This is a genomic window from Bacillus sp. R86525 (assembly GCF_042466195.1).
Lineage (GTDB): Bacteria > Bacillota > Bacilli > Bacillales > Bacillaceae_G > Bacillus_A > Bacillus_A nitratireducens.
Map to the genome: position 1 here is coordinate 4,602,766 of NZ_JAXHPX010000007.1, position 25,249 is coordinate 4,628,014.

29 protein-coding genes are annotated in these 25,249 nt (G+C 35.6%); 13 read left to right on the top strand and 16 right to left on the bottom strand.

From position 1 onward, the window contains the following. Window positions 1-309: 309 nt before the first annotated feature. Window positions 310-1,965, top strand: a complete 1,656-nt coding sequence (locus SJY24_RS26415) for a Na/Pi cotransporter family protein (protein ID WP_377866766.1) — start codon at window positions 310-312, stop codon at window positions 1,963-1,965. A gap of 34 nt (window positions 1,966-1,999) precedes the next feature. Here SJY24_RS26415 and SJY24_RS26420 read toward each other — a convergent pair whose 3' ends face one another. Then, a complete protein-coding gene (locus SJY24_RS26420; protein WP_377866767.1) occupies window positions 2,000-2,995 on the bottom strand; it encodes a YhdH/YhfP family quinone oxidoreductase in 996 nt (331 codons plus the stop codon). A 314-nt stretch (window positions 2,996-3,309) separates the two neighbouring features. Here SJY24_RS26420 and SJY24_RS26425 point away from each other — a divergent pair, with 314 nt between their 5' ends. Further along, the gene (locus tag SJY24_RS26425; protein ID WP_377866769.1) at window positions 3,310-4,512 is read left to right on the top strand and encodes an LCP family protein; all 1,203 of its coding nucleotides are present in this window, start codon (window positions 3,310-3,312) and stop codon (window positions 4,510-4,512) included. Window positions 4,513-4,660: 148 nt separating this feature from the next. After that, window positions 4,661-5,095, top strand: coding sequence for a YbjN domain-containing protein (locus SJY24_RS26430; RefSeq protein WP_000642367.1), 435 nt, complete (start codon window positions 4,661-4,663; stop codon window positions 5,093-5,095). Window positions 5,096-5,134: 39 nt separating this feature from the next. Here the strand turns inward: SJY24_RS26430 and SJY24_RS26435 are convergent, their stop codons facing one another. From SJY24_RS26435 to SJY24_RS26480, 10 genes are all read right to left on the bottom strand, one after another. Next, the gene (locus SJY24_RS26435; RefSeq protein WP_000060374.1) at window positions 5,135-5,893 is read right to left on the bottom strand and encodes a sulfite exporter TauE/SafE family protein; all 759 of its coding nucleotides are present in this window, start codon (window positions 5,891-5,893) and stop codon (window positions 5,135-5,137) included. 33 nt (window positions 5,894-5,926) lie between these two features. Beyond that, window positions 5,927-6,406 (bottom strand): DsrE/DsrF/DrsH-like family protein, encoded by a 480-nt coding sequence (locus tag SJY24_RS26440; RefSeq protein WP_377866771.1) that lies wholly within the window; start codon window positions 6,404-6,406, stop codon window positions 5,927-5,929. Window positions 6,407-6,477: 71 nt separating this feature from the next. Then, window positions 6,478-6,774: a rhodanese-like domain-containing protein gene (locus SJY24_RS26445; protein WP_016128744.1), complete on the bottom strand. Its 297-nt coding sequence runs from the start codon at window positions 6,772-6,774 to the stop codon at window positions 6,478-6,480. Between the two features lie 15 nt (window positions 6,775-6,789). Beyond that, the gene (locus SJY24_RS26450) at window positions 6,790-7,152 is read right to left on the bottom strand and encodes a rhodanese-like domain-containing protein (RefSeq protein ID WP_377866772.1); all 363 of its coding nucleotides are present in this window, start codon (window positions 7,150-7,152) and stop codon (window positions 6,790-6,792) included. A 30-nt stretch (window positions 7,153-7,182) separates the two neighbouring features. Then, window positions 7,183-7,413 carry a sulfurtransferase TusA family protein gene (locus SJY24_RS26455; protein ID WP_377866773.1) on the bottom strand — a complete coding sequence of 77 codons (231 nt, stop codon included), beginning with the start codon at window positions 7,411-7,413 and terminating at the stop codon, window positions 7,183-7,185. A gap of 21 nt (window positions 7,414-7,434) precedes the next feature. Further along, on the bottom strand, window positions 7,435-8,571 hold the full coding sequence (locus SJY24_RS26460; protein WP_377866775.1) for an MBL fold metallo-hydrolase: 1,137 nt from the start codon (window positions 8,569-8,571) through the stop codon (window positions 7,435-7,437). A 38-nt stretch (window positions 8,572-8,609) separates the two neighbouring features. After that, window positions 8,610-9,170, bottom strand: coding sequence for a sulfurtransferase TusA family protein (locus SJY24_RS26465; RefSeq protein WP_377866776.1), 561 nt, complete (start codon window positions 9,168-9,170; stop codon window positions 8,610-8,612). An 88-nt stretch (window positions 9,171-9,258) separates the two neighbouring features. After that, window positions 9,259-9,522 carry a metal-sensitive transcriptional regulator gene (locus tag SJY24_RS26470; protein WP_000456201.1) on the bottom strand — a complete coding sequence of 88 codons (264 nt, stop codon included), beginning with the start codon at window positions 9,520-9,522 and terminating at the stop codon, window positions 9,259-9,261. Window positions 9,523-9,707: 185 nt separating this feature from the next. Next, a complete protein-coding gene (cdr, locus tag SJY24_RS26475) occupies window positions 9,708-11,372 on the bottom strand; it encodes a CoA-disulfide reductase (RefSeq protein WP_377866777.1) in 1,665 nt (554 codons plus the stop codon). Window positions 11,373-11,517: 145 nt separating this feature from the next. Further along, the gene (locus SJY24_RS26480) at window positions 11,518-12,795 is read right to left on the bottom strand and encodes a neutral/alkaline non-lysosomal ceramidase N-terminal domain-containing protein (protein WP_377866778.1); all 1,278 of its coding nucleotides are present in this window, start codon (window positions 12,793-12,795) and stop codon (window positions 11,518-11,520) included. Window positions 12,796-13,153: 358 nt separating this feature from the next. Here SJY24_RS26480 and SJY24_RS26485 point away from each other — a divergent pair, with 358 nt between their 5' ends. Next, a complete protein-coding gene (locus tag SJY24_RS26485; protein WP_377866779.1) occupies window positions 13,154-13,879 on the top strand; it encodes a DUF4652 domain-containing protein in 726 nt (241 codons plus the stop codon). A 134-nt stretch (window positions 13,880-14,013) separates the two neighbouring features. Here SJY24_RS26485 and spoVR read toward each other — a convergent pair whose 3' ends face one another. Then, window positions 14,014-15,429, bottom strand: coding sequence for a stage V sporulation protein SpoVR (gene spoVR, locus SJY24_RS26490; protein WP_002125381.1), 1,416 nt, complete (start codon window positions 15,427-15,429; stop codon window positions 14,014-14,016). A 114-nt stretch (window positions 15,430-15,543) separates the two neighbouring features. Further along, window positions 15,544-16,104 carry a nitroreductase family protein gene (locus SJY24_RS26495; protein ID WP_377866780.1) on the bottom strand — a complete coding sequence of 187 codons (561 nt, stop codon included), beginning with the start codon at window positions 16,102-16,104 and terminating at the stop codon, window positions 15,544-15,546. Window positions 16,105-16,336: 232 nt separating this feature from the next. Here SJY24_RS26495 and SJY24_RS26500 point away from each other — a divergent pair, with 232 nt between their 5' ends. From SJY24_RS26500 to SJY24_RS26540, 9 genes are all read left to right on the top strand, one after another. Next, a complete protein-coding gene (locus tag SJY24_RS26500; RefSeq protein WP_377866782.1) occupies window positions 16,337-16,933 on the top strand; it encodes a hypothetical protein in 597 nt (198 codons plus the stop codon). Window positions 16,934-17,058: 125 nt separating this feature from the next. Beyond that, window positions 17,059-18,564: a spore germination protein gene (locus SJY24_RS26505; RefSeq protein WP_377866783.1), complete on the top strand. Its 1,506-nt coding sequence runs from the start codon at window positions 17,059-17,061 to the stop codon at window positions 18,562-18,564. Beyond that, window positions 18,561-19,643 carry a spore germination protein GerYC gene (gene gerYC, locus SJY24_RS26510; RefSeq protein WP_377866784.1) on the top strand — a complete coding sequence of 361 codons (1,083 nt, stop codon included), beginning with the start codon at window positions 18,561-18,563 and terminating at the stop codon, window positions 19,641-19,643. The genes SJY24_RS26505 and gerYC overlap by 4 nt, the downstream gene beginning before the upstream one ends. Window positions 19,644-19,655: 12 nt before the next feature. Then, window positions 19,656-20,765 (top strand): GerAB/ArcD/ProY family transporter, encoded by a 1,110-nt coding sequence (locus SJY24_RS26515; protein WP_377866786.1) that lies wholly within the window; start codon window positions 19,656-19,658, stop codon window positions 20,763-20,765. A 45-nt stretch (window positions 20,766-20,810) separates the two neighbouring features. Then, on the top strand, window positions 20,811-21,320 hold the full coding sequence (locus tag SJY24_RS26520; RefSeq protein WP_002134510.1) for a PCYCGC domain-containing protein: 510 nt from the start codon (window positions 20,811-20,813) through the stop codon (window positions 21,318-21,320). Window positions 21,321-21,442: 122 nt separating this feature from the next. After that, window positions 21,443-21,691 carry a YhdB family protein gene (locus SJY24_RS26525; RefSeq protein WP_001195459.1) on the top strand — a complete coding sequence of 83 codons (249 nt, stop codon included), beginning with the start codon at window positions 21,443-21,445 and terminating at the stop codon, window positions 21,689-21,691. 165 nt (window positions 21,692-21,856) lie between these two features. Next, window positions 21,857-22,276, top strand: coding sequence for a disulfide formation protein C (locus SJY24_RS26530; protein ID WP_000532252.1), 420 nt, complete (start codon window positions 21,857-21,859; stop codon window positions 22,274-22,276). A gap of 12 nt (window positions 22,277-22,288) precedes the next feature. After that, window positions 22,289-22,741, top strand: coding sequence for a thioredoxin family protein (locus tag SJY24_RS26535; RefSeq protein WP_377866787.1), 453 nt, complete (start codon window positions 22,289-22,291; stop codon window positions 22,739-22,741). Window positions 22,742-22,813: 72 nt separating this feature from the next. Then, window positions 22,814-23,029 (top strand): DUF1540 domain-containing protein, encoded by a 216-nt coding sequence (locus tag SJY24_RS26540; protein WP_071735124.1) that lies wholly within the window; start codon window positions 22,814-22,816, stop codon window positions 23,027-23,029. 32 nt (window positions 23,030-23,061) lie between these two features. On the opposite strand, the gene SJY24_RS26545 is transcribed toward SJY24_RS26540, so the two are convergent. The 3 genes from SJY24_RS26545 to SJY24_RS26555 all read right to left on the bottom strand — a co-directional run bounded on the left by SJY24_RS26545 (window position 23,062) and on the right by SJY24_RS26555 (window position 25,197). After that, window positions 23,062-23,313 (bottom strand): hypothetical protein, encoded by a 252-nt coding sequence (locus SJY24_RS26545; RefSeq protein WP_000834189.1) that lies wholly within the window; start codon window positions 23,311-23,313, stop codon window positions 23,062-23,064. 187 nt (window positions 23,314-23,500) lie between these two features. Further along, window positions 23,501-24,262 carry a L,D-transpeptidase gene (locus tag SJY24_RS26550; RefSeq protein ID WP_377866789.1) on the bottom strand — a complete coding sequence of 254 codons (762 nt, stop codon included), beginning with the start codon at window positions 24,260-24,262 and terminating at the stop codon, window positions 23,501-23,503. A gap of 68 nt (window positions 24,263-24,330) precedes the next feature. Then, the gene (locus tag SJY24_RS26555; RefSeq protein ID WP_377866790.1) at window positions 24,331-25,197 is read right to left on the bottom strand and encodes an SDR family oxidoreductase; all 867 of its coding nucleotides are present in this window, start codon (window positions 25,195-25,197) and stop codon (window positions 24,331-24,333) included. Window positions 25,198-25,249: the final 52 nt, after the last annotated feature.

Consider the following 25,249-nt stretch of genomic DNA (forward strand, 5'->3'; position numbering starts at 1 on the left):
TTTTTCGATGGTATAAAACTACAGGCATTTCCCTACATATTTTTTTAACTTTCATCAAAAAATATACGATGAACTCGCAGACGCTTTTTTTCATATGTAATCGAAAATATTATTCTAAAAAGTATGACTTCTTTACAAAAATACCATTTACAAAAGTTAAAAACCAATTAAATCCAGGTGTTTCTTTAAAGATTTGTAAACTTTTTATCCCTTTGTAAATTTAGTGTAAATTTTACTGATAAACCGTTTACAGTGCCTCAAGGTTTAGTTAATAATTACATCGTACATGAAATTTAAGGAGTGGAATGCGTGGAATACAATATTCAAGATATAATCTTCCAGTTCATTGGTGGATTAGGTATTTTCTTATTCGGGATTAAATACATGGGCGATGGACTGCAACAAGCAGCTGGAGATCGTCTTCGCGATATTCTAGATCGTTTTACAACAAACCCTCTTATGGGTGTACTAGCAGGTATGTTAGTTACAGTATTAATTCAATCAAGTTCAGGAACAACCGCTTTAACAGTCGGACTTGTAAGTGCCGGATTTATGACATTAAGACAAGCAATTGGTGTTATTATGGGTGCGAACATCGGTACGACAGTTACTGCATTTATTATCGGGATTAAAATCGGAGAATACGCTCTCCCAATTATGGCAGTTGGAGCGATTTTACTATTCTTCTTTAAAAATAAAAAAGTACATTCTGTAGGTCAAGTTGTATTCGGTTTTGGTATGTTATTCTTCGGTTTAGAATTAATGAGCGCAGGTATGAAACCTCTTCGTTCTTTAGAGTCATTCCAAGAGTTAATGGTTAGCATGAGTGATAATCCAATTTTAGGAATTGTTGTTGGTACAGTGTTCACTTTAATTGTACAAAGCTCAAGCGCAACAATCGGTATTTTACAAGAACTATTCGGCCAGGGTGCTATTGATTTACAAGCTGCTCTTCCTGTATTATTCGGTGATAACATCGGTACGACAATTACAGCCGTATTAGCAGCAATCGGTACTTCAATTGCAGCAAGACGTGCAGCATTAGTTCACGTTATCTTTAATATTATCGGTACCATTATCTTTACGATTATATTAATACCATTTACAAGTTTAATTCAATATTTCCAAACGTCATTAAATTTAAATCCAGAAATGACAATTGCATTTGCACATGGAACATTTAACGTAACGAATACAATCATTCAGTTCCCATTCATTGCAGTATTAGCCTGGATTGTAACAAAAATTATTCGTGGTGAAGATGCATCTATTAACTTCAAACCGCAACATTTAAATCCAATCTTTATTGAGCAATCTCCAGCTATCGCTTTAACAGAAGCTCAAAAAGAAATCATTCGTATGGCTGAGTTTTCATTACATGGATTAAAAGAAGCAAATCAATTTTTAAATACACAAGATAAAAAACATGCTGACATGGCTACTCAATTAGAAGGAGCTATTAACAATTTAGATAAAAAAATTATCGAGTATTTAGTTTTACTATCAGAAAAACCACTTTCACCAACAGACTCTGAGAAACATTCTGTTCTAGCAGGTGTTGTTGGAGATATTGAACGTGTCGGTGATCATGTAGAAAACCTTGTAGAACTTGTAGATTTCCAAATTTCAAACCGCGTTTCACTATCAGACGACGCACTAGCTGAATTAAATGAAATGCTTGAATTAACAATTTCAACATTACAAGATGCAATCAATGCTTTAACAAACTTTGACACTGAACTAGCTCAAACTGTTATTGCAAAAGAACGTAAAATTGACCAAATGGAACGTGTTCTACGCAAACGTCATGTGTTACGTCTGAACGAACGTAGCTGTTCAGGTGATGCAAGCATCATTTTCGTTGATATGGTAAGTAACTTAGAGCGTATCGGTGATCACGCTGTAAATATTGCTGATGGTGTTTTAGGGGAACAAGGAAAAGTAAATTTAAAACAATCATTATAATAGGAAAGAGACGCTAATGTAAGCGTCTCTTTTTTCATTTCATCTTTACAACCGTTCTTCCTTTTAACTTTCCTTGCAGTATAAGTGTAAACTTCTCATCTAATTCTTTTAATGTACATTCTTCTGTATAAGATAATAGCTCTGAATTTTTCCACTCACCTGCTAGCAATGCCCACACGTCTCTTCTCACATCTACTGGACATTGAACTGAATCTATTCCTAAAAGGCTAATCCCTCGTAATATGAATGGGTATACAGTTGTATTTAATTCATGCCCTGCTACGTTACCACACGTTGTTACACAGCCTCCATACTTAACTACCTTTAAAGAACTTTCTAACATGCTTCCGCCTACGGTATCGACAACCCCAGCGTATATTCCTTTAAGCATCGGTCTTCCTGATTCATCACTTAACTCCGCGCGGCGAATCATCTTTTTTGCACCTAAACGTAGTAGCATCTCTTTCTCTTCCATTTTCCCTGTTGCCCCTACTACGCTATATCCTAGCTTTCCTAAAATACTAACTGCTACACTGCCTACTCCGCCCGTAGCACCCGTTACTAAAACATCTCCCATACTAGGCGTAATTCCCGCTCTAATGAGCTTATATACCGATAAGGCAGATGTAAAACCGGCTGTCCCGTACATCATACTTTCCTTCAAAGACATTTCTTTTGGTAAAGGAACAACCCAAGATGATGGCACGCGAATATATTCTCCGAAACCACCAGAAGTATTCATACCTAAATCATATCCAGTTACAATAACTTGATCGCCTTCCTGAAAGGCGTTATTTTCACTACTAACTACCTCTCCCGCTGCATCGATACCTGGTGTATGAGGATATGTTCTCGTTACACCTTTATTACCAGTAGCTGAAAGGGCATCTTTATAATTTAATGAAGAATAATAAACACGTATTAATACGTCTCCTTCAGGTAAACTATTAATTTCTCTCTCAACAAGCTTTCTTTCAAATTGATTATTTTCTTTTTCGTTCACGACAATTGCTCGGAATGTATGATTCATTATGCTCTCTCCTTCATCCGTAAAATCTTTCTTTATTATATAAGAAGTACATATACAGCTAATCACATCTTCTTGGCTATATTTCAACAAATCTTACTTCTCTATCACTTTCTCACATTACATATTTTCATTTCTACTAAAACAACTTATACTTATTCTACATCTCAAAAATAAAATATAGAAAATCTGACTTTTTATAAATAAATTGAATTTTTACGAAATGTAAATGATTTGTAATGTTTTTTTTCGCTAAATTTCATTATAATAAGTGGATATGAGTGTCGTATTTCAATCCAAATGAAGGAGTACAAGAAATGGAGCAAAACCCATCTTTACAAGAAAATACACGAACTAAACCGAAAAATAGTAAGAAAAAAGCAAAAATTGTTATAAGCGTTATTCTATTAGTTTTAATAATAGGTGGCGGTTATACATGGTTTTTAGTAAATAAAGCATCTTCTGCTGTTCGAAACGCCGCTCACGATTTAGCACGCGGTGATAAGTCTGATTTACGTGCTAAAGCTGTAAAACCTATTACAAATAACGTCTCTGTCTTAATAATGGGCGTTGATGAAAGCGATGTCCGTGGGAAAGAATATGGTGAAGCTATAAGAACGGATGCACTATTACTTGCAACGTTTAATAAAGATAGCAAAACTGTAAAGCTATTAAGTATTCCACGTGATACGTATACTTATATTCCAGTAGAAAAGAAAAAAGATAAAATTACACACGCTCATGCATTCGGTGCTACCAAAAACGGAAAAGATGGTGGACCACAAGCTAGTATTGATGCAGTTGAAAAATTAATGAATGTTCCCGTCGATTACTTTGTAAAATTCAACTTTAAATCATTCATGAAAATCGTTGATGATTTAGGCGGCATTGAAGTTGACGTACCAGTTGAGTTTACTGAACAAGATAGTAATGATAACGCCGATGCAATTCACCTGAAAAAAGGTGTGCAAAAGTTAAATAGTGAAGAAGCACTTGCTCTTGCTAGAACACGACACGTTGATAGTGATGCGATGCGTGGTCAACGTCAGCAACTCGTTATCGAAGCCATTTTAAAGAAACTAACAAGCGTTGGATCCGTAACAAAAGTTGGTAACATAATTGATGATATTAACGGACAATTCGTTACAAACTTAACATTCGATGACATGCTTTCATTCTATAAATATGGATCGGATTCGGAAATTGAGAAATTACAACTTCAAGGTGAAGATTGTTACATGGCAAAAGGTGATGATACATGTAGTAAGTCAGCTGGTGGTGGCCGAACTTACTACTACAATCCAGATAAAAAAGAATTAGCTAATGTTACAAATGAACTTCGTAGTCACCTTGGACTACCTGCCTATACAAAATCTGATTCTGATTCGAAAAAAACAAGCTCAGAGAAAACAAAAGAATCTAAGTCTGAAAATACGAGTGAACGCGAATCAAGTAACGATGAGACTCAAAATAAGAATAACAGTGAAGATACAGAAACATCGTCTAATGACAATGAATAAAGTGAAGCAGTGCTCTATGGAGGTAGAGCACTGCTTCTTTTTAATGCTTTTAAAACAAAAAATCAGAACTTTCCAACTATCTTTTTTAATATTTTTAAATTATAATAAATAATAGTAATCTATTCCAATTATCAGGGGGCTCACACATATGAAAGCTGCAGTAAAACATAACATTTCAGATTTTAAAGAGTACTTAAAATCAAACGATATATATATGGAAGAAAATATAGATGAAAATGATGGTTCTGTACATTTCTCAGTAGGACTAGAAACAGAAGCTGGCGCAAAAATTCAACTTATCGCTGCTTTCGACAGCGAAAATCCTACTGTGGATATATACTGCTTCAATGTTGCTCACGTACCTGATTCGACAAATGACATTTTACACGTCATCAATGAATTAAACACATCTTACCGATTTGCAAAATTCACGCTAAATAAGCAAAATGCAATTGATATTTCAACATCTCTTGCATTCTCAGAACCAAACTTTAATCCAGCACTTGTCTTTGAACATACGAGAATGCTATATAAATTAGCAAATGACGAGTATAAAAACTTAATGAAAGTTATTTGGGCATAAGTAAAAGGATGGGCTGCAAGCAGCACCATCCTTTTTTATTCATATCATATCGATCCACATCTTTATAGCGGTGCCTACAATTAAAATAGACAATACATATTGTAAAACCTTTTGATTCACTCTCTTCCCTACTCTCACCCCAAGAGGAGCGGCAAATAAACTTGCTATCGCAACGATAAGAGCTGGCATAACAACTATTTGTCCAGTAATCACTTTCCCCGTCGTAATCCCTACCGAGGAAATAAACGTAATAGCGATAGATGTTGCTATTGTCGTACGTATTGGTAGTTTTAAAACAACTAGCATAATCGGGACTAAAAGAAATGCACCACCGGCCCCAATAATGCCGGAAACACTTCCTACAATAAACGCTAACATACTTGCTAACCATTTATTATAATTAACTGCTCTGCTATTATTTTTCTTCGGTACAAACATCATAATAGCCGCAATAGTAGCTAGTAATGTGTAAACAATGTTTACAGCATGCTCATTTAATAAATTCGCGCTAAAGCTACCTACAAAGCTCCCTATTAATATACTAGCTCCCATATACACAACTAAAGTTTTATCCATATCGTTACTTTTCCTGTACGCCCACGCGCCTGCAAAAGTTGCAAAGAACACTTGAATCGCTGTAATACCACTCACTTCATGTGACGTATAGCCAGTAAATCCTAGCAATACTGGAATGTATAAGATCATCGGATAATTAATGATTGCACCGCCAATTCCAACCATCCCTGATATGAATGACCCTATAAACCCAATAATAAATAGTAGCACTGTTAAACTCATATTGTACCCCTCGCCTTCTAAAAAGAAGGTAATTTAAATAAATAAATTTACATTTCCATCCGAAGCATCTGCTAAATATGCTCCTACCCCAGCAAATTCTACCCCTTCCATAATCTCTTCCTCTTTTAACCCTAATAAATCTACCGTCATTTGACAAGCGACAAGTTTAATCCCTTGTTCTTTCGCCAAATCCATTAAATCTGGTAAAGGCATCGCATTGTGCTTCTTCATAATACCTTTAATCATCTTTGGTCCCATACCGGCAAAATTCATTTTTGATAATCCCATCTTATTTACACCGCGCGGCATCATTTTTCCAAATACTTTTTCTATGAAAGTTTTCTTTACCTTCACATGCTCATCTTTCCTTAAAGCATTTAAGCCCCAAAAAGTATGAAAAATAGTCACCTCTTGATCATACGCCGCTGCACCATTTGCAATAATATAAGCTGCCATCGCTTTATCATAATCTCCACTAAATAAAACAATCGTCGTTTTCTTCTGTTGTTCCATGTTGTTCTCCCTCCAATTACCTATAGGGGTATTTTGTTGTTTGTAAAAAGATCAAATCGTTTATCTCCGTACTATACGACTTTACCTTCCCAAGCTAACATACCACCTACCATATTGATCGCTCGAAAACCGTAGCTCTCTAAAAACTGAACTGCTCTTGCGCTTCTTCCTCCTGAGCGACAAACGATAATATATTCCTGATTTTTATTTAGCTCATGCATACGAAATTCTAATAGTCCTAGCGGAATATTACATGCTTCTAGAATTTTCCCTTCGGCTACTTCTTCTACTTCACGTACATCTACGATATTTACCGCTTCTTTACGTAACAATTTTTCTTCTAATTCTTTTGCAGTCATTTCTTTCATTTTTCTATCTCCTTCTTAATTACAAGCGTTCATACCGCCTGAAACATTTATAACGTGCTGAAATCCTAATTTCTTTAATACCTTTGCTGCTTGCTTACTTCTCATCCCGCTCTGACAAATAACGATTACTTCCTTATTTTTATCTAATTGATTTGCTTTACTAGCTAACTCATTTAGCGGGATATTCTGAAATCCTTTCATATGATTTCCTCTATATTCACCTACTGTACGAACATCGATGAATTGTTTCCCCTTTTTCCCCACCATACTCTTTAATTCTGTTCCATTTATATTTTTGACACCTTTTACTGGTAAAAAACGTGAAATAACAAACCCTGCAGCAAGTACAATGAAAAGCGTACTTAATATTGTATTCATATAACCAACCTCTCTACATTTATAAAACTACTACGCCTTCTTAATCCAAAATTTCAGCACATCAGCTTCTTCTGCACGCTTTACGATGTCATGACCACCTTTATTTGCCCACGCTGGAATATCCTTTACCGACCCTTTATCCGTTACATGTACTTCTAACACTTCTCCAGATTGTAAAGTATCCATCGCTCTTTTCGTTCTTACAATCGGCATTGGACATGCTAAACCTTTCGCATCTAATACTTGTTTTACATTCATCATCTATTCCTCCAGTTTGTTATTTTATAATGAATCATGAACTGCACAACGATTTGGGCCAATCTCCATTTCACGCTCTTCTTCCACACTCGGATAAATCTTACCCATATTCGTTTGACGAATTTCTTCATAAGCATTCGGCTGAGGCGGTAAGTTCTCTGTCACCGTTTTCCGAAACTCTACCTCATCGGCAATATTTAATCCTACATTCTCCTTAAATAAATCTTGTAAATGCGCACTCACAATACCTCTGTCGTCCATTTCACTTATTTTTGAATAATGAGCCGGTAAAACAATTAAATCTTGAGATAATTCCTTATAACGTTTATATAAAGTATTTCGTAAATCCCCTACCCAGTCTTCCGCCTTCCCAGCAAGATCGGGGCGGCCAATTGAATCTACAAATAATATGTCCCCTGATAATAAATACGTCTCATCAATAATAAATGATGTACTTCCAATCGTATGCCCTGGTGAGTATAGCGCATCAATATGAATTAGGGTACCCCCCACCGTAATAACAGTACTTTCTACAAGCGGTTCGTAAGAGAAAACCACTTCCTCCGCATCTTTTGGAGGTAACCAATACGTACCGCCTACTTTTTCAGCTAACTTACGCCCACCAGAAATATGATCTGCATGTAGATGTGTATCCATTACGTTAGTAATAGTAGCTCCGTTCTCTTTTGCAAAATCTTCGTATACTTCAATTGTTCTCACCGCATCAATGACTGCTGCTTCACCGTTTGAAATGACCATATAAGATAAACACCCTTTTCCAAGGCGATTAAATTGATATATACTTCCCCCGCCCTGTACATCCCCTACCTTTAACGGCTTCACATATTCACTCCAAGCTTTCATACCGCCAGCTAAATAATAAACATTATTGAAACCAGCATCTAACAATTGCTCTGCGACAAACTGAGAAGATCCCTCTTTCGCACATACAACTAAAATTTCTTTCTCCCTCGGCAATTCATCTACAATATGATCTACACCATCTAATAAATCAAAATACGGTTTATTTATAGAAGTGATTTGTTTCCCTTCAATTTTCCAATCTTCATAATCCGTCTCGTTACGAACATCTAAAATAAACAACTCTCCGAATAAAACTTTCTCGGCGACATCTTTTGCTTGTAACATCTTAACGCTCATCTAATTACCCCCATAGGTATATTTTTGTTTAAAAAATTTTATTTTTCCACATTCCCTTGCCACTCTAACATACCTGGAATGACATTTTTCACATTTGAATAACCTTTCTCTTTCAACATTTGGCACGCTATATCACTACGGTTACCAGTTCGGCAAACAACATAAATTGGCTTCACATGATCTAACCTTGCACTATCTATTTCACCTAATGGAACCGAAATGGCAGATGGAATATGACCAAAGGCAAATTCCGCCGCTTCACGAACATCTAATACAGTACACTCTTCACCATTTAATAATAGATCTTGCAATTCCGCATTCATAATCGTATGAGGATACTTCACAACTTCATTTACTTCATGTTCGTGTGCTTTTCTTACATAATGCTTTAATATATCTCCCTCTTGTTTCGTTCCAATATATTGATGCCCTACTTTATTTGACCAACTTTGAATATCTAGCGTAGAACCTTTATCTGTCGCCTCTATTTCAATAACTTGCCCTGATGCCAACCCTTCCATCGCCTTTTTTGTCTTCACAATTGGCATCGGGCAAGCCAAGCCTTTACAGTCTAAACTCGTATCAACTTTTATACTCATAATCATTTCCTCCCTAATTATTATACATATACCTATAGGGGTATATTAAAATGTTTTTGAAAATCTGTCAACACATACGTTTGACAGATTATCTGCTTTTTACAAGTAATTGAACCGCTTCTTTAATTAACTCTTCATTTGAGCCATTACCTGTCTCAAACTGCTCACGTAAACATTGCTCTAAATTTGTTCCAACAACGAGTCCAATTGTACGATCAAGTGCAGAACGGGATGCAGTTAACTGTGTAATAACATCTCGGCAATCTTTTCCCTCTTCCATCATGCGAAGCACACCACGAACTTGACCTTCAATACGTTTCAATCTATTTTTCATATCTTGATTATATTCCATTCTATAATCACCTCATTACCATTATGTCACCATTTATAACTTATGACAATATATTATACCCTGCAGGGTATTTTGTAAACCCCTATTTTTATTTTTCATCTTACATGTTCGCAAAACAAAAAGTGAAACCTTAATCCATGGGGGTTCATCCTCCACCAAATTTTGAAGTGAAAGATGAACAAATATCAATATACAATCCGGTCTGGTAATACTGTTCCGTATAGTTTAAAGCCTCCATCTACATTCTTTACCTTATATCCTTTTTCCATTAACATACGTGCTGCAACATATCCCCTCATACCAAGTTGACAAGTAATATATATTTCTTTATCTAATGGTACTTCATCCAAGCGATCACGTAATTCATCTAATGGAATATTAATAGAACCTTTAATCATTCCTTGCTTTAATTCATTAGGCTCTCGAACATCAATAAGATATCCACCATTTTCAACAATACGATCTATTTCATGCCATTGTACCGTGTCAACAAAACCATCTACTATATTGCTTGCCGCATACCCTACCATGTTTACTGGATCTTTTGCGGAAGAATACGGTGGTGCATATGATAATTCTAAATCCGGTAAATCAATTACAGTTAAATTCGCCTTCATTGCCGTTGCAATAACATCGATACGCTTATCTACCCCGTCACGTCCTAAAGCCTGTGCTCCATAAATTTTTCCACTCTCTTTATTAAAAATTAATTTGATTAGTACTGGCGTAGCATTCGGATAGTATCCAGCATGGGAATTTGCTTGTACGTGTACTACCTCATAGGGTATATTTAACCGTCTCAATATTTTCTCATTTACTCCAGTGGAAGCAACTGTTAAATCAAAAACTTTAGCTATAGAAGTTCCCATCGTACCTTTATATAAAGAATCCGTATGCCCATGAATAATATCTGCTAACATGCGACCTTGACGATTAGCTGGCCACGCTAAAGGAATCATCGTTTCTGTTTCTGTAACAAAATCTTTCACTTCAATCGCATCACCGATTGCATATATATGAGAATCCGACGTTTGAAATTTCTCATTTACTTTTATCGTTCCTCTAACTCCTAGTGCTAATCCTGCATCCTTCGCTAAACTACTCTCTGGTTGTACACCAATTGCTAAAATAATCATATCTGTCTTTATATTTAAACCACTTTTTAAACGCACAATAGTTCCGTTCTCTTCTATAGCATCCACACCATCTTCAAAAACAAGCTCAACATTATTCTGTTTCATCTGTTCATGTACATACGCTGCCATCTCATAATCAATCGGTGGCATTACTTGATTTGCCATCTCTACAAGAGTAACATCAATTCCTCTCTCTCTTAAGTTTTCAACCATTTCCACTCCAATAAATCCACCGCCAATAACCGTCGCATGACGTGGTTTCCTCTCATCGATATACGCTTTAATACGATCTGTATCAGGTACATTTCGTAACGTAAACATTGCCTTCGCTTCTTCAATACCTGGAATAGGTGGAACAATTGGTTTTGCCCCTGGTGAAAGAATTAACACATCATAGTTCTCGTTATATGTTTCATTTGTAGTTACATTCTTTATAGTAATTGTTTTCTCTTCTTTATTAATCTTTACCACTTCACTTAATACACGTATATCTAAATTAAAACGCTTTGACATCTTTTCAACAGTTTGTACTAATAATTTTTGTCTTTCTGTAATTACACCGCCAATATAGTATGGTAATCCACAATTTGCAAATGAAATATATTCACCGCGTTCAACCATAATAATTTCATCTTCTTCACTTAATCGACGAAGCCTTGCAGCTACTGATGCTCCACCAGCAACTCCACCTACTACAACTATTTTTCTAGACATATTTCAAACCTCCATGTTATTTATTATTTAATTTCTCCATGTATTACAAACAAAAACCCATACCTGTATGGGTATATAATAAAATATACAAAAATCATTTTCAATATATATATCTTTTGTTCACAAATTCGAAACAAAAAAGAACCTAGATAGCTCCAAGTTCTTTTACGTATATTTCTATAACTTTCTGTACAATGAAATCTGCTGTATTCTCCTCTGGCGGCATCAACAAGTTTGTAACCGCTCCATACACAATAGGATTTAATTCCACTTCATACCCACCATATGCATACTCCTCTTTTGTCGGTAAGTAACCAATATATCCATTCGTATATCCACCAAAGAAAGCTAGTTCATTTTGAAGACTCTCTTTAACTTCTAAAGCAGTTTCTGAAAAAGGTTCCATCGGTATCCCAGAAAACATCCCCTCATTAATTTGAAACATTTGAATTTCTAAATCGATACTTAACTGCCGAATACCTTGCTTATATTTCTCTAAAACGATAGTAAGCCATTCATCCGTATTCACACCCCACTGCCTCTCAGCTGAGCGAGCCATGCTTCGTATCTCATCAATTTCGGGAATATCCTTCAACTTCATTTGCATCGTACTCGAAATTGTTCTTAAATTTATAATTGGGCTATATGTAACTATTGGCAACATCGTTAATACATGTCCACTAAGCATGTAAGCCATTTGTTTTAATGCTTCCTGTGAACCTCGATACTTCGCATTTACATTACCAGCAGCACCTTGAACGATAATAACAGGACAGTTTACTATCTTCTCCAGAATCGCTCTCGTCATTCCAGGATAATCCGCTGATAATACATCACTATCACCTTTTAAAACATTCGGATGCGCAGTACAAAATACTACAATCCCAGATAGCTTCTTCGTTTCAGCATCTCTTATTGCTAACATACCAATTCGTTTATCTACAACACCCTCTATATTTGTTCCCATCTTTGCTCTTCCATCACATGTTCTCTCTCTTCGGTTTACTCCAATATCACCTGTTGTAATGCCCCAGCCAACTTCACATAACCGCATATCATTATTCGCAGTAATAGCACCCTGCACTACATTATTTACTAAAATCGTTTTATACGACTTTACTAAAGGATGATCACCAACTGTTTCCGGACCAGAGTGTGTATGTGTATAAACAACTGTTATTCGCTCAACTGGCACATGAAGCTCACTCGCTACTCGTTCACGAATAATATTCGTATCTTCTACTAACATCCCAATATTATCAATACTTATAAACACAGTCTTCATTTCTTCTTTTTCAAATACAAAAACTGTCCCATAAATACGCTCTTCAATGTTATTTATTCCTGTCTCTCTATAATATCCGACAAAATCAATACCTACAGGCGGCGTAATATCCACCTTGCATACCCCTATTTTACTCATTTGAATTGCTCCATTTCTATATATAACTCCCTTTCTTCAAGAATAGCATATTTAAAACTTTGTTCCAGATGAAAAAGAATGGACACGGTATCCTATGTCCGTTCTTTCCCAAAATCTATAATGTTAATAGGACGGCACCGTTAATCAGCTATGTATTCAATTCTGCCGAATATATATCAAACCTAGAACTCAGGACACTGTAAATACTTAAAGTATGTCTTATGATTGCACTAAATATATTGCTTTACAATGTAGCCTTTTGTTTTACTTCGCATCAAAATATTACATTTTTTAATAGAGAAAGCATTTTCATTGTGATATTATGAATCCATAATATTGAAACTAACGGGAGGATACTATGAAAAGTCGCTATTTAAATACTTTATTATTGGGGATTATTGCTGTACTCATCGCAATATTTGTTTTAGGCTATTTTAATATTATTTCTTTACCCCAAAAGAAATCTGTTATTACAAAACAAATTGATACAACAAAAGAAACGAATCAACAAAATTCCAACCAGGAAAAGCAAGAATACAAAAAGAACAATAAGTTGGGTATAGATGAAACAGAAATTTCTTTACTAGCTAAGAATACAAAAGGAGAATCTACGCCACTTTGGAAATCTGATTCAGGCACAGCACTTGACTACGAAATTTCGCCTAGCGGAGATAAGATAATTTTGAATAGCCGAGTATTAGCTGATGAGCCAGGTGAGTTATCCTTGTATGATCTTAAGACAGACAAACGCACCATAGTGAAAGTAAATTCCATAAAAAAAACCGGAATACCTAACTCACAGACTTGTAAGAGCGTTACATGGATTGATAATAATCACTTATTGCTTGTAATAGGTGGAGCTGCAGGAAATTCTAACCACGGTGGGGATTTATACACTTACAACGTACAAGAAAAGGAGTTCAAACTCTTTAAAGAACGCCCTGACAACATTAGTTATACAAAAGTAGTTGGGAATATGGATTCTTTCTATTTTATCGGTATTCAATACACAGATAACAATCATAATGAACATACTGGTTATGTAGAAACCGTTTCTACAAACGAAGTCTCAAATTCTTTATAGTAAATGAGTGCAAAAACACTTGAATATGATTAAGGATTTTTATATTTATAGATTTACTAGCACTCTGGTTGTTGATATATGAATAATGTACAACAGATCAAAAAAAGCCACTACATACATAGTGGCTTTCCTTATCACACATACTTCCGATGCACCATCTTCCCATCATAAGAAAACACAACGCCCTTACTTTCCACAATGGACTCCATATGCACCGTTCTTCCCCATAACTGATGCAGATACGGTAATACCTTTTCTAAGTATTTCAAATCTAGTTCAATTCCTTCATAGCTATGTTTAATGTACAATTCCCCATTCTTTAAGTAGTCTCCATCTTCTACTACTAAGTACGGGAAACCTCCATTAGTACGCATATTTACAAGTTGATCACGCACATGCTCCCATTCTTTATCAATTACTTTATATTCTTTTCCTTGGCGCTGGAATAAGTACATATCCTCTCTCATTACAAGTTTTTTATTTAAATAGTTTCTTAGGAACGATACATCCCATTCAATTTCCCGTACTTCAAAGATTTTGTCACGACCAGAACCAGGTTTCACACCGCGTCGTTTCATTTCTTCTGTCGGGTTGTTATAGCGCTCTTCAATATCTTCGAACATTTTAATACCGAGGTAGTATGGATTAATACTTGTTTTTGACGGCTGTACGACACCTGCGTTAAGCTTCGCGAATTCGATTGCTTCAGAAGATGTTAAGTCCATTTCACGAAGTATGCGTTGATGCCAGAAGGAAGCCCAGCCTTCATTCATAATCTTCGTTTCAAGCTGTGGCCAGAAGTATAACATTTCCTCGCGCATCATCGTTAATATGTCGCGCTGCCACTCTTCTAGCTCACGGCTATATTCTTCAATAAAGAGGAGTAAATCTTTTTCTGGCTGCGGTGGGATTTTCTTCTTTTTATGCATATTAGGTCGTTCCCTCTTTTTGTTTCGATCATCTAAATTCCATAAATCATCGTACTGTGATATCTTTTTCTTTTCTACATCCTCTTCTAAATCTTCAATACTCCATGCAAGTTTCGGACGCATAAGCGATGGATCAATATGTTCTTGAATGGCAAGTACGGCATCTAAAAATGTTTCTACCTCTTCTCTTCCATACTTATGTTCATACGCCTTCACACGATCTGCTGTCGCTGCCATACTCTCCACCATATCGCGTTTCGTATTAGAAAAACGAATATTATTTTTGAAGAAATCACAATGTGCTAAAACGTGCGCCACGATTAATTTATTTTGAATTAAAGAATTCGTATCTAATAAAAAGGCGTAACATGGATTAGAGTTAATAACGAGTTCATAAATTTTACTAAGTCCTAAATCGTATTGTAATTTCATTCTGAAAAATTGCTTTCCAAAACTCCAATGCGAAAACCTCGTCGGCATCCCATATGCACCAAATGTATAAATAATTTCCGCTGGACATACTTCATAGCGCATCGGATAAAAATCAAGACCAAATCCAGTCGCAATTTCAGTAATTTCAGCAATCGCATATTGTAGTGCTTTATCGTCACTTGCTCTCATTATTTTCCCTCCTTACACTTTCCCTTAAGAAAGTGTATGATGAGGAACAAGCTTTCATGAGGATTGATTGCATAATAAAAAGACACCCTCGTAAAAACGAGAATGTCTCATCTATTAACCCTCAATAATCTCCATCTTCTCCGTAATCGGCGTACGAGCTTTTCCTTCTGGTGCTTTATCGAAATAGCCGATATGAAGAATTCCAATGATGCGTTGGCCTTTTGTTAAGCCAAGTCCTTCTATAAATAGTGGATTGTAGTTTAATCCACCTGATTTCCAAACACAGCCTAATCCGCGTTCCCAAGCAAGTAATTGGAAGTTTTGCATAAATGCACATGTCGCAGCGTAATCTTCGTCACGTTGAATTTGGCGCGGATCTTCATCAATGTATACAACGATTTGTGCAGGTGTACTTAAGAAACGGTCAGATAAAGTTTTACCGCGTTTCGCTCTTTCTTCTTCTGTGAAAGAGTTTAATACTGCGTCTACTAATTTCTGACGGCCTTCTCCAATGTATAATTTACAATTCCATGGCTCACGATGCTTATGATTTGGTGCCCATGTTGCGTCGTTTAATAGTTCAATTAATAGCTCTTTTTCTACTGCTTTATCTGTAAATGTACGAACAGAACGTCTTTCTTTAATAACGTTTGCGATGGAAGTATATGTAGTCATATTTTTCTCTCCCTTATTTTTATCTATATGTATAAGTTTGTTATTGATATTGATTTTCAATTTCGATTATAACCTAGTTTTTCACTATTAATCAATGTTTTATGTTGGAAAACAGTTAAAAAATTAATTTCTCTTTGTGAATAAAAAAACTTGGTGTGTTCACAAGTTTTTCACATTTTATGGAAATGATAAGTGTAAAGTTTTCCACATTATCCATCTAGGAGGAGTTTATATGTACAAGAAAATCGTAGTAAGTATGACTATGGCAGTATTATTGTGCGGGGTATCTGTCTTTCCTGCTTCCGCTACCACGCCAAAAGAAGTAACAATGCACCATCATAAGCCTATTTCAGAAGAAGAAATGCAGTCGCTCGAAAAACTCGGCTATAACAAACATGAAATTTGGAAAGCTGCACACATTGCAAGAATAAGCAAAAAAGAAATTAAGGACGTTTTAGCTTACTATAAGCAAAATAAATCTTGGGAGAAAACAGCCGAGCATTTCGGTGTAAATCCAAGTAAATTGAAAAAACATCATATGAATAAAGAAACGAAAAAAGCACTATTGCAAGAATTAGCAAACATGCACAAATCTACACCTGATAAGCTAAAACAAAAAATGAAAGAGTATAACATCGGCTTACGTCAGCTCGCGGTGTTAACAATCATCGCTCAAAAAAGTAATACCCCTCTCGATGATGTACTAAAAATGAAAAAAGATGGAATGGAAATTAAACAAATTGCAGAAAAATTAAATGTTAAAAAAGAAGATATACGAGCTGAAATGATTAAATTAGTGAAATCTATTAAAGAAAAGAAAACAAATTAATATGCCAAAAAGGAAGAGATATTCATTACTCTTCCTTTTCTTTATGAACTTTCAGTTTTCAAGTATAAATTCCCGTCTTTCCCAAAAACTAACACAAGTAAATGATGCATGCCAGGGGTGAGAAAATGTTGCGTTCAACATCTAAAAAGAATAAAAAAACAATCTGTTCCATTCCCGAGTTTATCCACACGATGAAAGAATCTAGTGATTTCGTTTCTTATAACGTAGTAGACGATGGGACATTATGCTTGTTTTATTACAAATCTACAGCTGAATCACTCCTCATTAATCGATTTATTTTAACACCTATAAAAAGAGAATTAGGTCACATTGAAAATATAAGTGATATAGCAAATATCGTCACACTTGAGGAGATTATCACCAATCCTTCTATTGATGATATCCGTGAAAAACTGTTAGGTGGATATGTACTTTTGCAGCTAACTGTTAATTCCAAAGCAGCAGAATATGCACTTATTCGTGCTGAAAGTTCAGTTTTAGGTACACGATTATATAACGATACAGAAAATGAATATAGTGTAATCGGTCCCAAAGTCGGATTCGTTGAAAATATTGATACAAATACACACTTACTTCGCCGAAGTATTGTAACGGAACAATTAGTTTTCAAAGAAGTTGTAGTTGGCTCTATATCAAAAACAAAGGTCGTAGTTGCTTACATCGAAGGCATTACAAATGATCAGCACGTCAATACTGCAATGCAGCGCCTACAAGGCATTGACTTTGATGTTCCTTTCGATGCGACTATGATCGAACAATTTATTAGCGATAATAGTAACTCTCCCTTCCCTGTTTTACTACCCACAGAGCGCTTAGATCGTTCTGTTTATGCACTCATTAATGGCGGTGTTGTCATTTTAACAGATGGTTCACCATATGCATTAGCTGGACCGGCGACATTACTCGATTTCTTCGTATCTCCAGAAGATTATTATTTACCATGGATAGCAGGCTCATTTCTTAGATTGGTTCGTTTTTTCGGAGCAGCATTCTCTCTATTTTCATCAGCTATTTATACAGCTGTATTAACATATCACTATCAAATGATTCCCGCAGATTTACTTGGACCAATTATTTATTCCCGAGCCAATGTACCATTTCCACCTGTTTTGGAGGCACTTTTTTTAGAAATTACAATCGAATTACTGCGCGAGGCTGGAGCCCGTTTACCGACTAAAGTTGGTCAAACGATTGGTATTGTTGGGGGGATTGTCATTGGCCAGGCATCTGTTGAGGCTGCTTTAACGAGTACTATTTTATTAATTGCGGTTGCGTTATCTGCGCTTGCTTCTTTTACAACACCAACAGTAAAAATGTCTTCCACTATCCGGATATTACGATTTCCTCTCATCATTTTAGCTGGAGCATTTGGAGGTGTAGGGCTAATCGTTGGATTTGTATTCATATTAGCTCATTTAATTCGCTTAAAATCACTTGGATCACCTTATTTATTACCTTTATATCCATTTCGCGGGTTAGGTACAGCTGAGGGGCTCCTTCGTCTTCCATTTAGTCAAACTGCAGGACGGGCTTCTTTTCTAAGACCAAAGAAGAAATGGCGCTACGATCCAAACCAAGCGAAAGAAAAACGCGACGGTGAGGAAAAATGAAAAATATTTTATTACGCTTTTCCATCATCATTTTAATTTTTCTATCTGGCTGTACACAACCTAACATAGTAGATACACAGCGGATTATTCATGTGGGTGGATTCGATATAACGAAAGAGAAGAAATTTCGTGGGACGATTCTCTATCCAGATTACACAAAAGGAGTGCAATCAAAACCAGAAACTCAATCCACTACTGCTGGTACCATTGAAACAATCTCTTCACTTCTAAACGCAAAATCACCACATACGATTGCTGTAGGTCAAATGCGCGTTGTCCTATTTGGAAAATCATTCGGTGAACGTGGAATCGGAGATATTATTAACAACTTACAACGTGATCCTAACATTGGCCGAGATGTGCAGCTAGCGCTTGTAGACGGTTCAACAGAAGAATTACTTAAACATGTCAAAACAAATGGATCGCTATATCTATCTGATTTATTGGAGCAAAATATAGAAACGGAGACAATCCCTCGGATGGCTTTAAATATTTTTCTATATGATTTTTATTCATCTGGCTGCGATCCATTTCTTCCTTACATTCAAGTTGCAGAAGACAAGTCTGCTTCCATTAAAGGACTTGCTTTTTTAAAAAAGGATAAAGTAGCTATGTATACAGATAAAACAGGATCTTTTTTATTTAAATTACTCATTAATCCAACTAACAATGGACGTTACGAAGTTCCTATACGTCAAGGTAAACATAAAGGCTTAATCGCAACCCAAAACTTATCTGGAAATAGTGTTTGTTCCCTTTCCGACGCCGGTGACATTCCGAAAGTTCACATTCGACTGAAATTAAATGGACTTATAAAAAATGCCCCTGACTGGCTTGATTTATCAAAGAGTGAAAATGTAACTTACGTAAAAAAACATGTAGAAAAGACACTTGAAAAACATTTGAACGAATTAATAAAACAATTCCAAGAAAAAGGAATCGATCCAATCGGTATACGTGAAGAAATTCGTAGTCACTCAAGAAAATGGAGCATGAAACAAATTCAAGAAATGTATCCTAGTGTAGACGTTGCAGTTAATGTGAAAATTAATGTCGTACAATCTGGTATCGGAGAATAGTGAGGTGCTGTAATGGCTGGACAAGATAAAACACATACTGTTTCCCCTTATTTCACATTTCTTCTATTACACTCCCTTCAAATTGGAGTAGGTGTGTTAGGATACCAAAGGATTATTGCGCAATATGCCGGTTATGATTCTTGGATTTCTCTTATTGTTGCGGGCATTGTAACTCATATCGTGCTATTTTGCATGCTTAAAATGTTAGAAAAAGATAATGATTTAATGAATATTCATACGACATGTTTCGGAAAGTGGATTGGAACATTTTTGTCCGTATGCTTTGCTGCATACCTTCTATTATTTTGCCTTACTGTCCTTCGTACATATATTGAAGTCATTCAAGTTTGGGTCTTCCCTACAATTAAACCGTGGAAATTAACTTTATTATTTTTACTTGTGACTTACTACGTAATTAAAGGTGGTTTTCGCTCTGTAACAGGAATGTGTTTTTGGGGCGTCGTAATACCGATTTTCGTCCTATTTTTCTTAGTTTTCCCAATGAAATACGCGCATGTCCGTAACATTCTCCCAATTCTAACTCATTCACCTTTAGAAATTCTAACTGCAGCGAAATCATCTGCATTAGAATTTCTTGGATTTGAAGCAATTCTTGTTTTTTATCCATTTATAAAAAAAGAAAAATCATTAAATAAATGGGCACACGGTGGTATTGCTTTTACAACAATTCTATACGTAATACTAGCCATCGTTTCCCTTATGTACTATAGCCAAGGACAACTACATCATACAATTTGGCCAACATTAACAATGCTAAAAATTATAAAGATTCCTTTTATCCAAAGGTTTGAGTACATCATTATTTTCATATGGTATCTTATTATTTTACCTAATCTTTGTTTAACAATTTGGTCTTCTTGTTGCATTAGTAAAAGGTCTTTTCACGTACCATTTAAAATTACACTTCCATTTTTTATTGCAGCTATATTTATTTCATCCTTATTTTTCACAAACCGTGAAAGTATCAATACATTAAATACAGTACTGTCTCAAGCTGGTTTATATATTGTATACGCTTATATCCCAATTTTATTTCTATTCCATTCACTACGATGGCGCTTCAAAAATCAGTCGAAAAAATCTTCACCCGACACACCATGATATTTGATACAATTTGGTTAATACATTTGTAAAGGGGACAAGCGAATGAAAAAGTATGTATTTTCTTTACTTGCAGTACTGAGCCTAATTCTTGCTGGATGCGGGAGTACTAGTACAAATGACAAAAAATCTTCTGAATCAAAAGAAGAACATGATCATGCCACGCACACTCAGCAAGCTGACATTCAAGAAAAAACAAAAGGAGTCGACACACTCCCTACCTTCCTAGACAAGCTTGATCCGCAAATGAAAGATATCTACACTGTCGCTGGACAAAATGCAGAGCTATTAGATTGGATTCCATGTTACTGCGGTTGCGGTGAGAGTGTAGGACATAAAAATAATAAAAACTGCTTTATTCGTGAAATTAAAAAGAATGGTGAGGTTGTTTGGGATTCCCACGCAACGACTTGTGTCAATTGCTTAGAAATCGCGGTTGAATCTGCTTCCATGAAACAAAAAGGAAAATCAACACTTGAAATTCGTAACTATATTGATAATAAGTACAAAGAAGGATACGGAAAACCAACACCTACACCAATGCCAAAAGCTTAAAAAACGAGGAGACACCTCGTTTTTTTCTTTTCATTCACTTTTTTTCTTAACAAATTCTTTCAAGTGTATTTCTCCTTACTTGTCACACACTATATATAACTCCTCAGTAAGGAGGGTACACAGTGCAAACATATAACGACTACGATAAAGCTCTCTATTACACGTATTGCTGTAATTGGGATAAATTACTCGTTCTTATGGTTCAAACGAACGATCAATTATTTTCTAAGCGTATTGAACATTTTTTACACGCTTATCAATACAGTAAAGAACTACCAGAAGTTGATAAACAATTGCAGCTCCTATTTCAATATATTGACCATGCATCCCAAAAGTCACATGTAGAAGAAGTAGAGCAAATTCAAATGTAAAATATAGCGCTATTCTCTTTATGAGAATAGCGCTTTTTTAAAATGTTTATATCAATAAAAGTTTCTCCTTATAAAACTTTTATTGATAAACATATTTTTTCTTTCTTTTCCCTACCACTTCATACTATAATTTAGTATGTAACTATTATAAGTGAGGTATAAAATATGGGACGAGAAAAAAAGCAAGAGTATGCTTTATTTGCTGCATGGGGAGCTTCTTTTATTGCGACACTTGGTAGCCTATACTTTTCCGAAATCATGAAATTTGAGCCTTGTGTACTTTGTTGGTATCAACGTATCTTTATGTATCCATTCGTTTTATGGCTCGGCATTGCTGTAGTAAAAAAAGATTATCGCATTGCAAGTTATTCCTTACCAATTGCAAGTATTGGTGCTTGTATTTCTTTATATCACTATGCAATTCAAAAAGTCGCAGCATTTTCAGCTGCTGGGGCAGCTTGCGGCCGTGTACCCTGCACCGGAGAATTCATAAACTGGTTTGGTTTTATTACAATCCCGTTTTTAGCACTTATCGGCTTTATTACAATCGCTGTTTGTAGTTTTATTGTAATAAGAAACAAATAAGGGGATGAAAAAATGAAAAAAATGCTTATATTTGGTGGTATTATTATCGCCTTATTCGCAGCAATTTTTGCTGTAACACAAATGGAAGAAAAAAGCGCTACTAGCCAAAAAATTGATAATGCTACTGATAGTAAGACAAATGGCCCTGACTACTATACAAATAAAATCTCTCTTTCAGATCTCCAAAAGAATTTAAAAGAGCAAAAAGAAGAAACAGTATACTTTTATCAAACATCTTGCGTTCATTGTCAAAAGCTATCTCCTATCGTAGTACCAATGGCTAAAGACTTGAACGTTGATATGAAAGTTATGGACATTGAAAAACTAGATGCTCCTTGGGATGAATATAAAATTAAAGGAACTCCAACAATCATTCACTTTAAAGATGGCAAAGAAGTAAGCCGTATTAGTGGTGAGCAACCGGAAGACAAATTAAAAGAATGGCTTGAGCAAACGAAAAAATAACGAGAAAAGGAAACTCCTTCTATACATGAAATGGACGTAAAATCCCACACTAATGTATAAGGAGGGGGTTTTATGCCTGAAGTAAAATGCTCTGTTTCCAATTGCTCATTTTGGGGACAAGGTAACTTTTGTCAAGCAAGTGCAATTGTTGTTCAACCGGATGCACAAGAGGCTGGTCAGAATACAAATGATTCGTATACAAGCGCTACTTTAACAAACGAGACGCTTGAAAGTTCTGTAACAACGAGTGTAGAAACTTGTTGCCATACATTTAAACCAAAATATTAAACGTAAAAGCATACGATTAGTCGTATGCTTTTTTACATTCCTCTCCAAAAATCATGCATCATAAAAAAGTATAAAATAACGAGAAGGACCGTCCCGCATAAAGTGATGCGTCTATATACACTCTTCTCCCCTTCCCTCGCTTTAACAAACGCCCAAATAAATCCGACGAACAATATTAAATCAATATATGGAACATAAAAGGAGAAGACGAGTAACGCATATAAATACACGATAAATAAACAAGTCGTGATTAAGAAAATTTTAAATGCAAATTCACTTTTCATAATGTGACCGCCCCCCAATCTGTACTGTATTATATTCAGCAAAACATAATAGTTGCTGTTTCAATTTTTTTATCCCGCTATTTACATGAATCCTAATTAGTATAAGTTTATAATCAGCAAAAAAGAGCAATTCCCCCATTAAGTTTCACTTCATCACAAATAAGCTACCGCCTATACACGGTAGCTATTACGGAACATCATATTTTCTTTTATATATATTACTTAAGATCGAATAAGGTAATTGCTCATAACGAATTTTTTCTCCCGTTTCATCAACAATATACAAATTTCTTCCTATATAATATATTCCATCTTTTCGTTTGGAGTACACTGCATATTTTTCATTTGGCAATACCGTTTTTACTTTCGTCAATTGTCCATTTGGTTCTTGCCAATATATATTTACACGGTCTACTAGCGTAAGTGTTCCAATTTGTTCTTCTTCTACTTTACGACCATTCCAACTCACAACACGATAACCAAGCTTATTCGCTTCATATTCAGGGCTCGTATAAAAACGAGAAATGATTACTTTTGTTTGTAATTGGACTCGGTCATATAACCACTGTATATCCCTATCATGCATGCGAATACAACCATTTGATTCTCTACTTCCAATCGTCCATTCCCGATTAGTCCCATGAATCGCATATTCATTTTTATCTAGCCCAAGCCACCTCGTTCCGAGAGGATTATTCGGTGCACCCCCAGGTATTTTTTTTCGATGGTATTCTTTATTTTTATATTTAGTAATAATACAAAAATTACCTTCAGGCGTAGGTGTACGATCTCTTCCAGTTGCTATCGGAAACGTTTTCGTATAGTTTCCTTCTTCAAAGAAAGACAACTGATTCGTCGTAAGGTTCACTAAAATTAAATGATCTGTATTAGCAAAAGCGCTAGCTGGTAGGCAGAAAAATAGGATTATGATAAACAATACTTTCTTCATCTAAATCCTCCCTAGCACTAGTATCATAATAAATGCAATTAACTTTACTTTGCTCTTATAAATGAAAACTATCCATTTACAATAACGCCCCCATTTACATGTATCATCTGCCCTGTTACATATGCCGAATCATTAGACGCCAAATATACATACGCAGGCGCTAATTCATACGGCTGACCAGGTCTTTGCATAGGAACATTGCTCCCGAACTGTGATACTTTTTTCTCATCAAAACTTGATGGAATAAGCGGTGTCCAAATTGGACCTGGTGCAACACCATTTACACGAATCCCTTTTTGTACTAACGATTGAGATAGCGACCTTGTAAATGCGACAATTGCTCCTTTCGTTGCAGAATAATCAATCAACGTTTCATTTCCTTCATACGCAACAATAGATGCTGTATTTATAATTACATCCCCCTGCTTTAAATGGGATAGCGCTGCTTTTGCAACATGAAAATAAGAGAAAATATTAATACGGAATGTCGTTTCTAGCTGTTCCGCTGTAATATACTCTAGTCCTTGTTGCGGATATTGCTGTGCAACGTTATTCACAAGAACATTTAAACTGCCCAGCTGCCGGACGGTCTCTTCCACAATATCTTTACAATGTTGTTCATTACTCAAATCCCCCGGCAGTAATACACAATTCACGCCTTCTTTTTCAACACGTTGTTTCGTTTCATTTGCATCTTCATCCTCATCTAAATAAGCAATCGCAATATTTGCTCCCTCTTTTGCAAAGGCGATGGACACAGCTCTCCCAATCCCACTATCTCCCCCTGTAATTAATATATTCTTTCCTTTTAACTTTTCGCTTCCTTTATAATTTGGATCTTCAAACTTTGGAAGAGGATTCATTAGCGATTCAATACCAGGCTGTTTATTTTGATGTTGTGCTGGCATTGTTAAAAAGTTTTTTTGCTGTGGCATAATTTCCTTCAACTCCTTTCCCCTTATAATGTGCACAATATTAAAAACTACT

What these genes read in the sequence shown, in the direction of transcription:
- SJY24_RS26420 (WP_377866767.1), bottom strand. Translation starts at nt 2,995, where the DNA reads ATGAATCATACATTCCGAGCAATTGTCGTGAACGAAAAAGAAAATAAT.
- SJY24_RS26425 (WP_377866769.1), top strand. Translation starts at nt 3,310, where the DNA reads ATGGAGCAAAACCCATCTTTACAAGAAAATACACGAACTAAACCGAAA.
- SJY24_RS26430 (WP_000642367.1), top strand. Translation starts at nt 4,661, where the DNA reads ATGAAAGCTGCAGTAAAACATAACATTTCAGATTTTAAAGAGTACTTA.
- SJY24_RS26435 (WP_000060374.1), bottom strand. Translation starts at nt 5,893, where the DNA reads ATGAGTTTAACAGTGCTACTATTTATTATTGGGTTTATAGGGTCATTC.
- SJY24_RS26440 (WP_377866771.1), bottom strand. Translation starts at nt 6,406, where the DNA reads ATGGAACAACAGAAGAAAACGACGATTGTTTTATTTAGTGGAGATTAT.
- SJY24_RS26445 (WP_016128744.1), bottom strand. Translation starts at nt 6,774, where the DNA reads ATGAAAGAAATGACTGCAAAAGAATTAGAAGAAAAATTGTTACGTAAA.
- SJY24_RS26450 (WP_377866772.1), bottom strand. Translation starts at nt 7,152, where the DNA reads ATGAATACAATATTAAGTACGCTTTTCATTGTACTTGCTGCAGGGTTT.
- SJY24_RS26455 (WP_377866773.1), bottom strand. Translation starts at nt 7,413, where the DNA reads ATGATGAATGTAAAACAAGTATTAGATGCGAAAGGTTTAGCATGTCCA.
- SJY24_RS26460 (WP_377866775.1), bottom strand. Translation starts at nt 8,571, where the DNA reads ATGAGCGTTAAGATGTTACAAGCAAAAGATGTCGCCGAGAAAGTTTTA.
- SJY24_RS26465 (WP_377866776.1), bottom strand. Translation starts at nt 9,170, where the DNA reads ATGAGTATAAAAGTTGATACGAGTTTAGACTGTAAAGGCTTGGCTTGC.
- SJY24_RS26470 (WP_000456201.1), bottom strand. Translation starts at nt 9,522, where the DNA reads ATGGAATATAATCAAGATATGAAAAATAGATTGAAACGTATTGAAGGT.
- cdr (WP_377866777.1), bottom strand. Translation starts at nt 11,372, where the DNA reads ATGTCTAGAAAAATAGTTGTAGTAGGTGGAGTTGCTGGTGGAGCATCA.
- SJY24_RS26480 (WP_377866778.1), bottom strand. Translation starts at nt 12,795, where the DNA reads ATGAGTAAAATAGGGGTATGCAAGGTGGATATTACGCCGCCTGTAGGT.
- SJY24_RS26485 (WP_377866779.1), top strand. Translation starts at nt 13,154, where the DNA reads ATGAAAAGTCGCTATTTAAATACTTTATTATTGGGGATTATTGCTGTA.
- spoVR (WP_002125381.1), bottom strand. Translation starts at nt 15,429, where the DNA reads ATGAGAGCAAGTGACGATAAAGCACTACAATATGCGATTGCTGAAATT.
- SJY24_RS26495 (WP_377866780.1), bottom strand. Translation starts at nt 16,104, where the DNA reads ATGACTACATATACTTCCATCGCAAACGTTATTAAAGAAAGACGTTCT.
- SJY24_RS26500 (WP_377866782.1), top strand. Translation starts at nt 16,337, where the DNA reads ATGTACAAGAAAATCGTAGTAAGTATGACTATGGCAGTATTATTGTGC.
- SJY24_RS26505 (WP_377866783.1), top strand. Translation starts at nt 17,059, where the DNA reads ATGTTGCGTTCAACATCTAAAAAGAATAAAAAAACAATCTGTTCCATT.
- gerYC (WP_377866784.1), top strand. Translation starts at nt 18,561, where the DNA reads ATGAAAAATATTTTATTACGCTTTTCCATCATCATTTTAATTTTTCTA.
- SJY24_RS26515 (WP_377866786.1), top strand. Translation starts at nt 19,656, where the DNA reads ATGGCTGGACAAGATAAAACACATACTGTTTCCCCTTATTTCACATTT.
- SJY24_RS26520 (WP_002134510.1), top strand. Translation starts at nt 20,811, where the DNA reads ATGAAAAAGTATGTATTTTCTTTACTTGCAGTACTGAGCCTAATTCTT.
- SJY24_RS26530 (WP_000532252.1), top strand. Translation starts at nt 21,857, where the DNA reads ATGGGACGAGAAAAAAAGCAAGAGTATGCTTTATTTGCTGCATGGGGA.
- SJY24_RS26535 (WP_377866787.1), top strand. Translation starts at nt 22,289, where the DNA reads ATGAAAAAAATGCTTATATTTGGTGGTATTATTATCGCCTTATTCGCA.
- SJY24_RS26540 (WP_071735124.1), top strand. Translation starts at nt 22,814, where the DNA reads ATGCCTGAAGTAAAATGCTCTGTTTCCAATTGCTCATTTTGGGGACAA.
- SJY24_RS26545 (WP_000834189.1), bottom strand. Translation starts at nt 23,313, where the DNA reads ATGAAAAGTGAATTTGCATTTAAAATTTTCTTAATCACGACTTGTTTA.
- SJY24_RS26550 (WP_377866789.1), bottom strand. Translation starts at nt 24,262, where the DNA reads ATGAAGAAAGTATTGTTTATCATAATCCTATTTTTCTGCCTACCAGCT.
- SJY24_RS26555 (WP_377866790.1), bottom strand. Translation starts at nt 25,197, where the DNA reads ATGCCACAGCAAAAAAACTTTTTAACAATGCCAGCACAACATCAAAAT.